Origin of the sequence: Streptomyces sp. SID14436 (assembly GCF_010548465.1) — a bacterium.
Lineage (GTDB): Bacteria > Actinomycetota > Actinomycetes > Streptomycetales > Streptomycetaceae > Streptomyces.
Genome location: NZ_JAAGMD010000505.1, coordinates 1 through 14,233 on the forward strand (window position 1 = coordinate 1; position 14,233 = coordinate 14,233).

General features: G+C 72.2%; 12 protein-coding genes. 10 read left to right on the plus strand and 2 right to left on the minus strand.

The annotated features are described in order from the left end of the window. Positions 1–166 precede the first annotated feature (166 nt). On the plus strand, positions 167–2,143 hold the full coding sequence (thrS, locus tag G3I53_RS17285; RefSeq protein WP_164336932.1) for a threonine--tRNA ligase: 1,977 nt from the start codon (positions 167–169) through the stop codon (positions 2,141–2,143). Positions 2,144–2,221: 78 nt separating this feature from the next. Next, on the plus strand, positions 2,222–2,770 hold the full coding sequence (locus G3I53_RS17290; protein ID WP_164336930.1) for an HIT domain-containing protein: 549 nt from the start codon (positions 2,222–2,224) through the stop codon (positions 2,768–2,770). A 33-nt stretch (positions 2,771–2,803) separates the two neighbouring features. Here G3I53_RS17290 and G3I53_RS17295 read toward each other — a convergent pair whose 3' ends face one another. Continuing rightward, positions 2,804–4,459 (minus strand): cytochrome d ubiquinol oxidase subunit II, encoded by a 1,656-nt coding sequence (locus tag G3I53_RS17295; protein ID WP_164336928.1) that lies wholly within the window; start codon positions 4,457–4,459, stop codon positions 2,804–2,806. 242 nt (positions 4,460–4,701) lie between these two features. Continuing rightward, positions 4,702–6,900, minus strand: a complete 2,199-nt coding sequence (locus tag G3I53_RS17300; protein WP_164336926.1) for an elongation factor G-like protein EF-G2 — start codon at positions 6,898–6,900, stop codon at positions 4,702–4,704. A 240-nt stretch (positions 6,901–7,140) separates the two neighbouring features. Between G3I53_RS17300 and pgsA the strand changes: the two genes are divergently transcribed. The 8 genes from pgsA to ruvC form a co-directional block, all read left to right on the plus strand. Beyond that, complete coding sequence (gene pgsA, locus G3I53_RS17305; RefSeq protein ID WP_203617193.1) at positions 7,141–7,938, plus strand: phosphatidylinositol phosphate synthase; 798 nt, start codon at positions 7,141–7,143, stop codon at positions 7,936–7,938. Beyond that, positions 7,935–8,867: a phosphatidylinositol mannoside acyltransferase gene (locus G3I53_RS17310; protein ID WP_164335852.1), complete on the plus strand. Its 933-nt coding sequence runs from the start codon at positions 7,935–7,937 to the stop codon at positions 8,865–8,867. Before pgsA ends, G3I53_RS17310 begins: the two co-directional genes overlap by 4 nt. Continuing rightward, entirely contained in the window at positions 8,864–10,027 is a 1,164-nt protein-coding gene (locus tag G3I53_RS17315) for a glycosyltransferase family 4 protein (protein ID WP_164335854.1), read from the plus strand. Before G3I53_RS17310 ends, G3I53_RS17315 begins: the two co-directional genes overlap by 4 nt. 484 nt (positions 10,028–10,511) lie before the next feature. Next, entirely contained in the window at positions 10,512–11,063 is a 552-nt protein-coding gene (locus tag G3I53_RS17320; RefSeq protein ID WP_203592136.1) for a hypothetical protein, read from the plus strand. Positions 11,064–11,224: 161 nt separating this feature from the next. After that, entirely contained in the window at positions 11,225–12,136 is a 912-nt protein-coding gene (pdxS, locus tag G3I53_RS17325; RefSeq protein ID WP_164335858.1) for a pyridoxal 5'-phosphate synthase lyase subunit PdxS, read from the plus strand. Positions 12,137–12,144: 8 nt separating this feature from the next. Then, the gene (gene pdxT, locus G3I53_RS17330; RefSeq protein ID WP_164335860.1) at positions 12,145–12,753 is read left to right on the plus strand and encodes a pyridoxal 5'-phosphate synthase glutaminase subunit PdxT; all 609 of its coding nucleotides are present in this window, start codon (positions 12,145–12,147) and stop codon (positions 12,751–12,753) included. A 49-nt stretch (positions 12,754–12,802) separates the two neighbouring features. Continuing rightward, a complete protein-coding gene (locus G3I53_RS17335; RefSeq protein ID WP_164335862.1) occupies positions 12,803–13,555 on the plus strand; it encodes a YebC/PmpR family DNA-binding transcriptional regulator in 753 nt (250 codons plus the stop codon). Positions 13,556–13,711: 156 nt separating this feature from the next. Next, a partial coding sequence (gene ruvC, locus G3I53_RS17340; protein WP_164438526.1) for a crossover junction endodeoxyribonuclease RuvC occupies positions 13,712–14,233 on the plus strand: 522 nt, incomplete at its 3' end.

A 14,233-nucleotide genomic window follows, 5' to 3' on the forward strand; every position in this document is an offset into this window, starting at 1 on the left:
GGGCGACGGGCCGCGCACCGGCCCCCGCGAGGGCCGCGACGCCGCCCGGCCGGGCACCGCCCGCGAGGAATGATTTCGCGGAGGGCCCCGTCGGGTCGGTACGATCGCACCCATGCGTGCGCTCCGGTATGGCGCCGCGACCACAGCCTTCAGTCAGGAGAGACCGGTGTCAGACGTCCGTGTGATCATCCAACGCGATTCCGAGCGGGAAGAACGCGTGGTGACGACGGGCACTACGGCCGCCGAACTCTTCGCCGGCGAGCGCTCGGTCATCGCCGCCCGGATCTCCGGCGAGCTCAGGGACCTCTCCTGCGAGGTGGCCGACGGCGAGACCGTCGAGCCGGTCGAGATCTCCTCCGAGGACGGCCTGGACATCCTCCGCCACTCCACCGCCCACGTCATGGCCCAGGCCGTGCAGGAGCTGTTCCCCGAGGCCAAGCTGGGCATCGGCCCGCCGGTCAAGGACGGCTTCTACTACGACTTCGACGTGGACCGGCCCTTCCACCCCGATGACCTCAAGGCCATCGAGAAGAAGATGCAGGAGATCCAGAAGCGCGGCCAGCGCTTCTCCCGCCGCGTCGTCACCGACGACGAGGCCCGCGAGGAGCTCGCCGGCGAGCCGTACAAGCTGGAGCTGATCGGCCTCAAGGGCGCCGCCTCGCACGACGACGGCGCCGACGTCGAGGTCGGCGCGGGCGAGCTGACGATCTACGACAACCTGGACGCCAGGACCGGCGAGCTGTGCTGGAAGGACCTCTGCCGCGGTCCCCACCTGCCCACCACCCGGAACATCCCGGCGTTCAAGCTGATGCGGAACGCCTCCGCGTACTGGCGCGGCAGCGAGAAGAACAAGCAGCTCCAGCGCATCTACGGCACCGCCTGGCCGACCAAGGACGAGCTGAAGGCGCACCTGGAGTTCCTCGCCGAGGCCGAGAAGCGCGACCACCGCAAGCTGGGCAGCGAGCTGGACCTGTTCTCCGTCCCGGAGCAGATCGGCTCCGGCCTCGCCGTCTTCCACCCCAAGGGCGGCATCGTCCGCCGGGTCATGGAGGACTACTCGCGGCGCCGGCACGAGGAGGAGGGCTACGAGTTCGTCTACACCCCGCACGCCACCAAGGGGAAGCTCTTCGAGACCTCGGGCCACCTGGACTGGTACGCCGACGGCATGTACCCGCCCATGCAGCTCGACGAGGGCGTGGACTACTACCTCAAGCCCATGAACTGCCCGATGCACAACCTGATCTTCGACGCGCGCGGGCGTTCCTACCGTGAACTGCCGCTGCGCCTGTTCGAGTTCGGGACCGTGTACCGCTACGAGAAGTCGGGCGTCGTGCACGGCCTCACCCGCGCCCGCGGCTTCACCCAGGACGACGCGCACATCTACTGCACCCGCGAGCAGATGTCGGAGGAGCTCGACAAGACCCTCACCTTCGTCCTGAACCTGCTGCGCGACTACGGCCTGAACGACTTCTACCTGGAGCTGTCCACCAAGGACCCGGAGAAGTTCGTCGGCACCGACGAGGCGTGGGAGGAGGCCACCGAGACGCTGCGCCAGGTCGCCGAGAAGCAGAACCTGGAACTCGTGGCCGACCCGGGCGGCGCCGCCTTCTACGGCCCGAAGATCTCCGTGCAGGCCAAGGACGCCATCGGCCGCACCTGGCAGATGTCGACCATCCAGCTCGACTTCAACCTGCCGGAGCGCTTCGACCTGGAGTACACGGCCGCGGACGGTTCCAAGACCCGCCCGGTCATGATCCACCGCGCGCTGTTCGGCTCCATCGAGCGGTTCTTCGCGGTGCTCCTGGAGCACTACGCGGGCGCCTTCCCGGCCTGGCTGGCGCCGGTGCAGGCGATCGGCATCCCGATCGGCGACGCCCACGTCGAGTACCTGGAGCAGTTCGCGGCCCGGGCGAAGAAGCGGGGACTGCGGGTGGAGGTGGACTCCTCCTCCGACCGCATGCAGAAGAAGATCCGCAACGCCCAGAAGCAGAAGGTGCCGTTCATGGTCATCGCAGGCGATGAGGACATGGCCAACGGGGCCGTCTCCTTCCGCTACCGCGACGGCTCCCAGGAGAACGGCATCCCCGTCGACGAGGCCATCGCGAAGATCGTGAAGGTCGTCGAGGAGCGCGCGCAGGTCTGACCCACGACGCCACGGGCCCCCGGGAAGCGTTCCGGGGGCCCGTGCCGTGCCACCCCCCGGACGCCATATGCTGCACGCATGACGAGTGAGCCGGAGCAGCAGCTGGGAGTGGGGACGCCGGACGCGTTCCAGCGTCTCTGGACGCCCCACCGGATGGCCTACATCCAGGGCGAGAACAAGCCGAGCGGCCCCGGCGCCGACGACGACTGCCCGTTCTGCTCGATCCCGGCCAAGTCCGACGAGGACGGCCTGGTGCTCCGGCGGGGCGAACGCGTCTACGTGGTCCTGAACCTCTACCCGTACACCGGCGGCCACTGCATGGTGGTGCCGTACCGGCACGTCGCCGACTACACGGACCTCACCCCCGAGGAGACGGCCGAGCTCGGTGAGCTGACCAAGCAGGCGATGACGGCCCTGCGCACCGCCTCCGGCGCGCACGGCTTCAACATCGGCATGAACCAGGGGACGGTGGCGGGCGCGGGCATCGCCGCCCACCTGCACCAGCACGTCGTCCCGCGCTGGGGCGGGGACACCAACTTCATGCCGGTGGTGGGCCACACGAAGGTGCTCCCGCAGCTGCTGGGCGACACCCGCAAGATGCTCGCGGACGCCTGGCCCTCCTCCTGACCGGCGCCGGGTGCCCCCGGGCGGGGGCACCCCTCAGGCGTCGTAGACGTCGGCCTTCTTGGGCGCCGCCTCCTGCACCGCCCCGCTGAGGGCCGAGGAGCGGGCGCCGAACTTCTCGGTGTTCACGCCGTTCTCCGCCAGGACCTTGATCGCGGCGGAGTGCACCGCGCGCAGGACGGGCGTCGCGGCGCGCAGCGCGTCGTCGGCCATGAAGCGGTGCCGCCACGGCTTGTCCGCCCAGGCGTGCCGCAGACCGAACGGCTCGGGCAGGGTCAGCTTGCCGCCCAGCCAGTACAGCAGCGGCGGGTACCAGGTCAGGGGGGCGCGAGCGGCGAGGCGCACCACCTCGTCCGCGTCGACCAGCGGCAGCTTGACCGTACGCGTCTCCCAGAACTTGACCGACTTCTGGACCGTCTTCTCCTTGGCGGCCGGCTTGGTGGTGAACAGGGGGTGCACGGGCCCCAGCGCGTGGCCGGTGACCTCGATGCGGAGCGTCTCGTGCAGCACCGTCACGGTGATCAGCATGGTGATGACGAGCTGGCCGTCCCACAGGGTCCACTGCACGCCCAGGTAGTGCCGGTCGCCGGCGCCGAACTGCTGCTTGTTGCAGATCTCCTGTATGGCGTGCTGCTTGACCTGGTAGGCCTCCACGTCGGTGCCCTCGGGGCGGGAGACGGCGGTGGCGTTCTCACCGATGGGGGTGACGATCCAGTGGCGGACGGAGGGCTTGGTGAAGCCGCCGGTGTGCAGCGGGCCGCGCTCCAGCATGCGCAGCCGGTCGTGGATGGCCTTGATGACGTCCCAGCTGCGGAAGGGGTTGATCTCCCGGTCGGGGTCGGCGGCGACCAGTTCCTCGGCGAGCTGCCAGCTGCCCCAGCGGGTGCCCATGCCGAGTATCCCCTTGGGGCCGGCGTAGAAGACGGAGTTGGACTGCTGTTCGGCGCTGAGCCGGGCCAGGGACTGGCGCAGCTCTTCGGCGGCGGTCTCCCCGGGGCTGCTGGGCACCGCCTCCGGCACCTTGGCGCCGACGCTGCCGCCGGACAGGAGGCTGTCCCAGCGCTCCCGCAGGTCGTGGGCGGTGCGTTCGCAGATCCGCTTGGCCCAGAACCAGCCGGCGACGGGGGCGACGACGCAGGCGCGTGCGTACCAGCCCCAGAACCCGTCGAAGGGCATCCGGAGCAGGAACAGCACCGCGAGGGCGCCCATCGCGACGAGCAGCGCGGTGGCCAGGGCGCCGGCGCGCTTGTCCTCGCGCTTGGTCATGGTGGTGCGGATCTGGAAGACGAGCAGCCAGACGAGGAGGCCCGGCAGGAAGAGCACGCCGCACAGCACCATGACGGCGCTGAGCCAGTTGTCGCGCTCCCGGCGGATGCGGTGGGCGGCGAGGCTGTGCTCGACGACCACGTGCGGCTGGGTGCCGAAGGACTGCACGAGCGGCGCCCGCCCGGAGCCGAGCATCCGGTCGATGACGGCCCGGGAGAAGGCCTCCCCGAGATTCGGCCGGAACAGTTTGATCCTGGGTTTGGAGACGGCCGACTTGTGCCATTCGTTGTTGGCCTTGAGTATCTCGTCGGCCTCGTTGTCCCGGTAGGCGGCAGAGGCCAGCGCGAAGGTCGGCGTCTGCCCCTCGTCGCCCATGCGCGGCACCTGCGGACCGAAGAAGTCCGCGTAACCGCTCTCAACGGTCATTCCCGCCCCCGATCGCCGCGACTGTCGTCTTGCGGCCTTCCCGACTTCCGTGCTGCGCACACCTGTTGATCAGGTCTTCAGCGTATCCGCAGCGGGGGGTGTCCGTCTGCGGACCGTGACGGCCCGTCCGCGGGCCCGGGGTGCGGGGCCCGGGGCGGAGTGAAGCGTTCGGTGGTGTGCGGGGTGGACGGGCGCGTGCGCGGGCGCCCGCGACGGCTCGCGCGGACGCCCGGCGCCGCCCCCTACGAGGCCATGCGGGTCTCCTGACGCAGCCGCTGGGCGACCTGGGGCGGCATCGGCTCGTGCCGCGCGTAGCGGCGGCTGAAGCGGGCGGTGCCGTGCGAGAGCGAACGCAGGTCGACGGCGTACCGGCCGATCTCGATCTCGGGCACGTCGGCCCGGATCAGCGTGCGTCCGGCGGAGGACTGTTCGGTGCCGAGCACCCGGCCTCGGCGGCCGGACAGGTCGCTCATCACCGGGCCCACGTAGTCGTCGCCGACCAGGACCGTGACCTCGGCGACGGGCTCCAGGAGGTGGATCACGGCGTCCGCGGCGGCCTCCCGCAGGGCCAGCGCGCCGGCCGTCTGGAAGGCGGCGTCGGAGGAGTCCACCGAGTGGGCCTTGCCGTCCAGCAGCGTCACCCGGATGTCGACGAGGGGGTGGCCGTCGGCGACGCCCCGGGCCGCCTGGGCGCGGACGCCCTTCTCGACGGAGGGGATGAACTGGCGCGGGACGGCGCCGCCGACGACCTTGTCGACGAATTCGACGCCGGAGCCGCCGGGCAGGGGTTCCACCTCGATCTCGCAGATGGCGAACTGGCCGTGGCCGCCGGACTGTTTGACGTGCCGGCCCCGTCCGGACGCCCGCGAGCCGAAGGTCTCCCGCAGCGCCACCTGGTGCGGCACGACGTCGACCTGGACGCCGTAGCGGCTGCGCAGCCGTTCCAGGGCGACGTCGGCGTGGGCCTCGCCCAGGCACCACAGGACCACCTGGTGGGTGTCCTGGTTCTGTTCGAGCCGCATGGTGGGGTCCTCGGCGACGAGCCGGGACAGGCCCTGGGAGAGCTTGTCCTCGTCGGGCTTGCTGTGGGCGCGGATGGCCAGCGGGAGCAGCGGGTCGGGCATCTCCCAGGGTTCCACGAGCAGCGGGTCGTCCTTGGCGGAAAGGGTGTCCCCGGTCTCCGCGCGGCCGAGTTTCGCCACGCACGCGAGGTCGCCGGCGATGACGTGCGGGACCGGGCGCTGCTGCTTGCCGAACGGGGTGGTCAGCGCGCCGATGCGTTCGTCGACGTCGTGGTCCTCGTGACCGCGGTCGGCGAGCCCGTGGCCGGAGACGTGGACGGTCTGGTCGGCGCGCAGGGTGCCGGAGAAGACGCGGACCAGGGAGAGCCGGCCGACGTACGGGTCGGAGGAGGTCTTGACGACCTCGGCGACCAGCGGGGCCGCGGGATCGCAGGGCGTCAGCTCGCGCGGCTTGCCGTCGACCGTGGTGACCCGGGGCGTGCCGTGCTCCAGGGGCGTCGGGAAGCCGCCGGTGACCAGGTCCAGCAGTTCGACCGTGCCGAGGCCCTGGCGGGCCCCCTCGGGGGCGGGCGCGGCGGCCAGGACGGGGAAGAACACCCCGCGGGCCACGGCGCGCTCCAGGTCCTCGATCAGGGTGCCGGTGTCGATGTCCTCGCCGCCGAGGTAGCGGTCCATGAGGGTCTCGTCCTCGCTCTCGGCGATGATCCCCTCGATGAGCCGGTTGCGGGCGTCCGCGATGAGCGGCAGCTGGTCCGGGCCGGGCTCGGACTCCTTGCGCTCGCCGGTGGAGTAGTCGAACAGCTTCTGCGACAGCAGCCCGGTCAGGCCGGTCACGGGCGCGTGCCCGTCGGGTCCCTCCGGGCCGCGCAGCGGCAGGTACAGCGGCAGGACGGCGTCGGGGTCGTCGCCGCCGAACGTCTCGGCGCACACCCGGGTCATCTCCTCGAAGTCGGCGCGGGCCGCTTCCAGGTGCGTGACGACGATGGCGCGCGGCATGCCGACGGCCGCGCACTCGTCCCAGACCATGCGGGTGGAGCCGTCCACGCCGTCGGAGGCCGAGACGACGAAGAGGGCCGCGTCCGCCGCGCGCAGACCGGCCCGCAGCTCCCCGACGAAGTCCGCGTAGCCGGGGGTGTCGAGGAGGTTGACCTTGATGCCGCCCCATTCGACGGGCACCAGGGAGAGCTGCACCGAGCGCTGCTGCCGGTGCTCGATCTCGTCGTAGTCGGAGAGCGTGCCGCCGTCCTCCACGCGGCCCGCCCGGTTCACCGCTCCCGCGGTCAGTGCGAGAGCCTCCACCAGGGTTGTCTTGCCCGATCCGGAGTGGCCGACCAGCACCACATTCCGTACGGACGCGGGGTGGTCGGCCGCCTGTGCCCTGCCGGCGGCTCCGGGGTGTGTGTGCGCCTTGTCGCCCATGATCCTGCCTCCCGTGCACGGTGAGGTCGCTGTGGGCGCGGACCGGCGGAACCCGCGTGCGGTGCGGCTCCGGCGGCGCCCGCGGTAATCCGAGCTTTCCACTCCCGTCACGGTGCGTCCATACGGCGGACGCGGGACGGCCCCCGGGTGGCGCCGCGGGCGGATCCGTGCCCCGGACTCCCGTGCCCCGGCGGGCGGTCCGGGCGGGTGCCCGGCCGCCCGCGCGTGCGCGTGACTACGATGGGCCAGCCGGTGGCCAGCAGGGGCCGCACGGCCACACCGACCGTCGGGAAGGCCATGCTGAACAAGTACGCGCGTGCATTCTTCACGCGTGTCCTCACGCCGTTCGCCGCGTTTCTCATCCGGCGGGGGGTCAGCCCGGACACCGTCACGCTCATCGGCACGGCCGGCGTGGTCGCGGGTGCGCTGGTCTTCTACCCCATGGGTGAGTTCTTCTGGGGCACCGTGGTGATCACGCTGTTCGTGTTCTCCGACCTGGTCGACGGCAACATGGCCCGCCAGCTGGGCCGCTCCAGCCGCTGGGGCGCCTTCCTCGACTCCACCCTCGACCGGGTCGCCGACGGCGCGATCTTCGGCGGCTTCGCCCTGTGGTACGCGGCCGGGGGCGACGACACGGTGCTGTGCGCGGTGTCGATCTTCTGCCTGGCCAGCGGCCAGGTCGTGTCGTACACCAAGGCCCGCGGCGAGTCGATCGGCCTGCCGGTCGCGGTGAACGGACTGGTGGAGCGGGCCGAGCGGCTGGTGATCTCGCTGGTCGCGGCCGGACTCGCGGGCCTGCACGCGTTCGGGGTGCCCGGCATCCAGTACCTGCTGCCGGTCGCCCTGTGGATCGTCGCCGTGGGCAGCCTCGTGACGCTGGTCCAGCGGGTCGTCACCGTGCGCCGGGAGGCCGCGGAGGCGGACGCGGTGGCGGGCGACGCGGCGGCCGCCGACGCGGCGGCCGCCGACGAGGAGGACGGCGGGGACGGCACGGTCGCCGACCGCAGCGGGAGCCGGGGGAGCGAGGCCGCGAAGTGAGCGCCCGGGAACGGCTGACCGACACCCTGTACGGCGCCGGCTGGAGCACCGTCCGGAAACTGCCCGAGCCCGTCGCCGTGCGGCTGGGCCGGAGCATCGCCGACGTGGCGTGGCGACGCCGCGGCACGGGCGTGCTGCGGCTGGAGGGCAACTACGCGCGCGTGGTCCCCGACGCGGGCCCGCAGCGGCTCACCGAGCTGTCCCGCGCGGGCATGCGCTCCTACCTGCGCTACTGGATGGAGTCCTTCCGGCTGCCCGCCTGGAGCGAGGAGCGGATCAGGAACGGGTTCGAGCCCGAGGACCTGCACCACCTCACCGACGGCATGGCGGCCGGCCGGGGCGTCGTCCTGGCGCTGCCCCACCTCGCCAACTGGGACCTCGCGGGCGCCTGGGTGACCACCCGGCTCGGCATCCCGTTCACCACCGTCGCCGAGCGCCTGAAGCCGGAGACGCTGTACGACCGGTTCGTCGCCTACCGCGAGGGCCTCGGCATGGAGGTGCTGCCGCACAGCGGGGGCACCGCCTTCGGCACCCTGGCCCGCCGGCTGCGTGACGGCGGCCTGGTCTGCCTGGTCGCCGACCGGGACCTGTCCGCGTCGGGGGTCGAGGTCGACTTCTTCGGCGAGACCGCGCGGATGCCCGCCGGCCCCGCCCTGCTCGCGCTGCAGACCGGGGCACGGCTGCTGCCGGTGACCCTCTGGTACGACGAGACGCCGGTGATGCGGGGCCGCGTGCACCCGCCCGTCGAGGCCCCCGCGTCAGGTACCCGCGCCGAGAAGGCGTCCTCCATGACGCAGGCGCTGGCCGACGCCTTCGCCACCGGCATCGCCGACCACCCGGAGGACTGGCACATGCTCCAGCGTTTGTGGCTCAAGGACCTCGACCCCGCCCGTGACCCCGCGCGGAAGGCCCGGGAGGACACGCCGTGAGGATCGGCATCGTCTGCCCCTACTCGTGGGACGTCCCGGGCGGCGTCCAGTTCCACATCCGTGACCTGGCCGAGTACTTCGTCCGCCTGGGCCACGAGGTCTCCGTGCTCGCCCCCGCCGACGACGACACCCCGCTCCCGCCGTACGTCGTCTCGGCCGGCCGCGCGGTACCGGTGCCGTACAACGGCTCCGTGGCCCGGCTGAACTTCGGCTTCCTGTCGGCCGCCCGGGTACGGCGCTGGCTGCACGAGGGCGCCTTCGACGTCATCCACATCCACGAGCCCACCTCGCCCTCGCTGGGCCTGCTGACCTGCTGGGCCGCGCAGGGCCCGATCGTCGCCACGTTCCACACCTCCAACCCGCGCTCGCGCGCGATGATCGCGGCGTACGCGATCCTCCAGGCCGCCCTGGAGAAGATCAGCGCGCGGATCGCGGTCAGCGAGTACGCCCGGCGCACCCTCGTCGAGCACCTGGGCGGCGACGCGGTCGTGATCCCCAACGGCGTCGACGTGGACTTCTTCGCCCGCGCCGAGCCGAAGCCCGAGTGGCAGGGCGACACGATCGGCTTCATCGGCCGCATCGACGAGCCCCGCAAGGGCCTGCCGGTCCTGATGCGCGCCCTGCCCGCGATCCTCGCCGCCCGCCCGCAGACCCGGCTGCTGGTCGCCGGGCGCGGCGACGAGGAGGAGGCCGTCGAGAAGCTGCCCGCGGACCTGCGCTCCCGCGTCGAGTTCCTCGGCATGATCAGCGACGAGGACAAGGCCCGCCTGCTGCGCAGCGTCGACCTCTACGTCGCCCCCAACACCGGCGGCGAGAGCTTCGGCATCATCCTCGTCGAGGCGATGTCCGCGGGCGCCCCGGTGCTCGCCTCCGACCTCGACGCCTTCGCCCAGGTCCTCGACCACGGAGCGGCCGGCGAACTGTTCCCCAACGAGGACGCCGACGCGCTCGCCTCGGCGGCCGTACGGCTCCTGGCGGACCCCGAACGCCGCGCCAAGCTCCGCGACCGGGGCAGCAGCCACGTCCGCCGCTTCGACTGGTCCACCGTGGGCGCCGACATCCTCTCCGTCTACGAGACGGTCACCGCCGGCGCGGCAGCCGTGGCCGCCGACGACCGCACCACAGGCCTCTGGTCCCGCTTCGGCCTGGCCCGCGACTGAGCCCTCCCCGACGGCGGTGCCTGCGTCCGGCGCGGGGCTCATTCAGCCCGTCCGGCGTTCGAGGAGGGTGCCTGCGGCCGGGGCGGGGCTCATTCAGCCCGTCCGGCGTTTGAGGACGAGGCCGTTGAGGCCGATGCGGGGGTTCGGGGGCGGCGGCCCCTGAGGCCGGTGCGCGTGGCCGGGGCGGGGCTCGTTCAGCCCGTCCGGCGTTCGAGGAGGGTGCCTGCGGCCGGGGCGGGGCTCATTCAGCCCGTCCGGCGTTTGAGGACGAGGCCGTTGAGGCCGATGCGGGGGTTCGGGGGCGGCAGCCCGTGAGGCCGGTGTCCGTGGCCGGGGCGGGGCTCGTTCAGCCCGTCCGGCGTTTGAGGACGAGGCCGTCCAGGCCGAAGCGGGGCCCCGGGGGCGGCAGCCCCCGCGGACGGCACGCCGAGAGCCGACGGCACGTCACCCGCCCCCGCACCCCCAGCGGAGCGCCCCGGTAGCCTTGCCGCCCGTGACCCCAACCCTCATCTGGATCCTCGTCGCGCTCGTCGTCATCGGCCTCTACCTGAGCTGGACGGCGGGACGCCTGGACCGGCTGCACGCCCGGATCGACGCGGCGCGCGCCGCACTCGACGCCCAGCTGCTCCGCCGCGCCTCCGTGGCGCAGGAGCTGGCGACCTCGGGTGTCCTGGACCCGGCCGCCTCGATGGTGCTGTACGAGGCGGCGCACGCCGCCCGGCAGGCGGTGGAGGAGCAGCGCGAGGTCGCGGAGAGCGAGCTGAGCCAGGCACTGCGCGCCGTGTTCGCGGAGGCGCCGCAGGTGGACGCGGTCCGGGAGGCGCCCGGGGGAGAGGCCGCGACGCTGGAGCTCGCCGAGGCGGTGCGCCGGGTGCCGATGGCCCGCCGCTTCCACAACGACGCGGTGCGGGCGGCCCGGGCGCTGCGCCGGCACCGCAAGGTGCGCTGGTTCCGGCTGGCGGGCCACGCCTCGTTCCCGATGGCCTTCGAGATGGACGACGAACCTCCGGCGGCCCTGATCGAACGGGTGGCGTAGCGCCGCCCCCGCTCGCCAGGCACGCGCACGGCAGGCGCACCGCACCGGCCCGGCGGCCCGCAAAACGATCCACCGGCTTCCCATTGGCCCTTGCTGTGGACTGGTCCGCTCGCGTTTCCTCGGAGCTGCAGAACTCCTCTTCCCCCTCAGTGAGGTCACTCGTGTCCAGCACGCTCTCCGAAAACCAGGCCCCCGAGACCGGCACCGCCCGCGTGAAGCGCGGCATGGCCGAGCAGCTCAAGGGCGGCGTGATCATGGACGTCGTCACGCCGGAGCAGGCGAAGATCGCCGAGGACGCGGGCGCCGTCGCGGTCATGGCCCTGGAGCGGGTCCCGGCCGACATCCGCAAGGACGGCGGCGTGGCCCGCATGTCCGACCCGGACATGATCGAGGGCATCATCGAGGCCGTGTCCATCCCGGTGATGGCCAAGTCCCGCATCGGCCACTTCGTCGAGGCCCAGGTGCTGCAGTCGCTCGGCGTCGACTACATCGACGAGTCCGAGGTGCTCACCCCGGCCGACGAGGTCAACCACTCCGACAAGTGGTCGTTCACCACGCCCTTCGTCTGCGGTGCCACCAACCTGGGCGAGGCCCTGCGCCGCATCGCCGAGGGCGCCGCGATGATCCGCTCCAAGGGCGAGGCCGGCACCGGCAACGTCGTCGAGGCCGTGCGCCACCTGCGCCAGATCAAGAACGAGATCGCCAGGCTGCGCGGCTACGACAACCACGAGCTGTACGCCGCCGCCAAGGAGCTGCGCGCCCCGTACGAGCTGGTCAAGGAGGTCGCCGACCTGGGCAGGCTGCCCGTCGTGCTGTTCTCCGCCGGCGGTGTGGCCACTCCCGCCGACGCCGCCCTGATGCGTCAGCTCGGTGCCGAGGGCGTCTTCGTCGGCTCGGGCATCTTCAAGTCGGGCGACCCGGCCAAGCGGGCCGCGGCGATCGTGAAGGCGACCACCTTCTACGACGACCCGAAGATCATCGCGGACGCGTCCCGCAACCTGGGCGAGGCCATGGTCGGCATCAACTGCGACACCCTCCCCGAGGCCGAGCGCTACGCCAACCGCGGCTGGTAGGCGCCCGGATGCCCGCTTCACCTGTGATCGGCGTCCTGGCCCTCCAGGGCGACGTACGGGAGCACCTGGTGGCCCTGGCCGCGGCCGACGCCGTGGCCAGGCCCGTGCGGCGCCCCGAGGAGCTGGCCGGGGTGGACGGTCTCGTCCTGCCCGGCGGCGAGTCCACCACCATCTCCAAGCTGGCGGTCCTCTTCGGCCTGCTGGAGCCGCTGCGCGCCCGTGTCCGCGAGGGCATGCCCGTCTACGGCACCTGCGCCGGGATGATCCTGCTCGCCGACAAGATCCTGGACCCGCGCTCCGGGCAGGAGACCGTCGGCGGCATCGACATGATCGTGCGCCGCAACGCCTTCGGACGGCAGAACGAGTCCTTCGAGGCGGCCGTCGAGGTGCGGGGCGTGCCGGGCGATCCGGTGCACGGGGTGTTCATCCGCGCCCCGTGGGTCGAGTCCGTGGGTGCCCGCGCGGAGGTGCTCGCCGAGCACGACGGCCACATCGTCGCGGTCCGTCAGGGCAACGCGCTGGCCACGTCGTTCCACCCGGAACTGACCGGCGATCACCGGGTCCACGCGCTGTTCGTGGACATGACACGCGCGTGGCGGCGGGCCGAGTCCTTGTAGGATTCCATGCGTTCGTTGCAGGGATGGGTTACGCGAAGGAGACAGGCAGATGTCCGGCCACTCTAAATGGGCCACGACGAAGCACAAGAAGGCCGTCATCGATGCCAAGCGCGGCAAGCTCTTCGCGAAGCTGATCAAGAACATCGAGGTGGCGTCCCGGATGGGGGGTGCCGACCCCGAGGGCAACCCCACGCTCTACGACGCCATCCAGAAGGCCAAGAAGCAGTCGGTTCCCAACAAGAACATCGACTCCGCGGTCAAGCGGGGCGCGGGCCTGGAGGCCGGCGGCGCCGACTACGAGACGATCATGTACGAGGGCTACGGCCCGAACGGCGTCGCGGTGCTCATCGAGTGCCTCACCGACAACCGCAACCGTGCCGCCTCCGAGGTCCGTGTCGCCATGACCCGCAACGGCGGCTCCATGGCCGACCCGGGCTCCGTGTCGTACCTGTTCAACCGCAAGGGCGTGGTGATCGTCCCCAAGGGTGAGCTGTCCGAGGACGACGTGCTGGGTGCCGTGCTCGACGCGGGCGCCGAGGAGGTCAACGACCTCGGTGAGTCCTTCGAGGTCATCAGCGAGCCGACCGACCTGGTCGCGGTGCGCACCGCCCTCCAGGACGCCGGCATCGACTACGAGTCCGCCGACGCCAACTTCGTCCCGACCATGCAGGTCGAGCTGGACGAGGAGGGCGCGAAGAAGATCTTCAAGCTGATCGACGCGCTCGAGGACAGCGACGACGTGCAGAACGTCTTCGCCAACTTCGACGTCAGCGACGAGATCATGGAGAAGGTCGACGCGTAGCCTCCGCCGGGACGACGCGGTACGGACGCGGCAGGCGGCAGGCGGCAGGCACCACGGGCCGACGGGACGAGACCCCGTCGGCCCGTTGCCTTGCCCGGGGTTGTCGGTGGCAGCGGATAGCCTGCACGGACGGACGACGGCCAGGGAAGGTGGAGCGTGCGCGTACTGGGGGTGGACCCGGGGCTGACCCGGTGCGGCGTCGGGGTGGTCGAGGGAGTCGCCGGACGGCCGCTCACCATGCTCGGCGTCGGGGTCGTGCGGACGCCCGCCGACGCCGACCTGGGCCGGCGCCTGGTCGCCCTCGAAGAGGGCCTGGAGCAGTGGCTGGACGAGCACCGGCCGGAGTTCGTCGCCGTGGAGCGCGTCTTCAGCCAGCACAACGTGCGCACGGTCATGGGCACGGCCCAGGCCAGTGCCGTCGCCCTGCTGTGCGCGGCCCGCCGCGGTCTGCCCGTCGCCCTGCACACCCCCAGTGAGGTCAAGGCCGCCGTCACCGGCTCGGGCCGCGCCGACAAGGCCCAGGTCGGCGCCATGGTGACCCGGCTGCTGCGGCTCGACGCGCCGCCGAAGCCCGCCGACGCCGCCGACGCGCTCGCCCTCGCCATCTGCCACATCTGGCGGGCCCCCGCCCAGAACCGCCTCCAGCAGGCGGTCGCCCGGCACGCCGGGGCGGCGGCG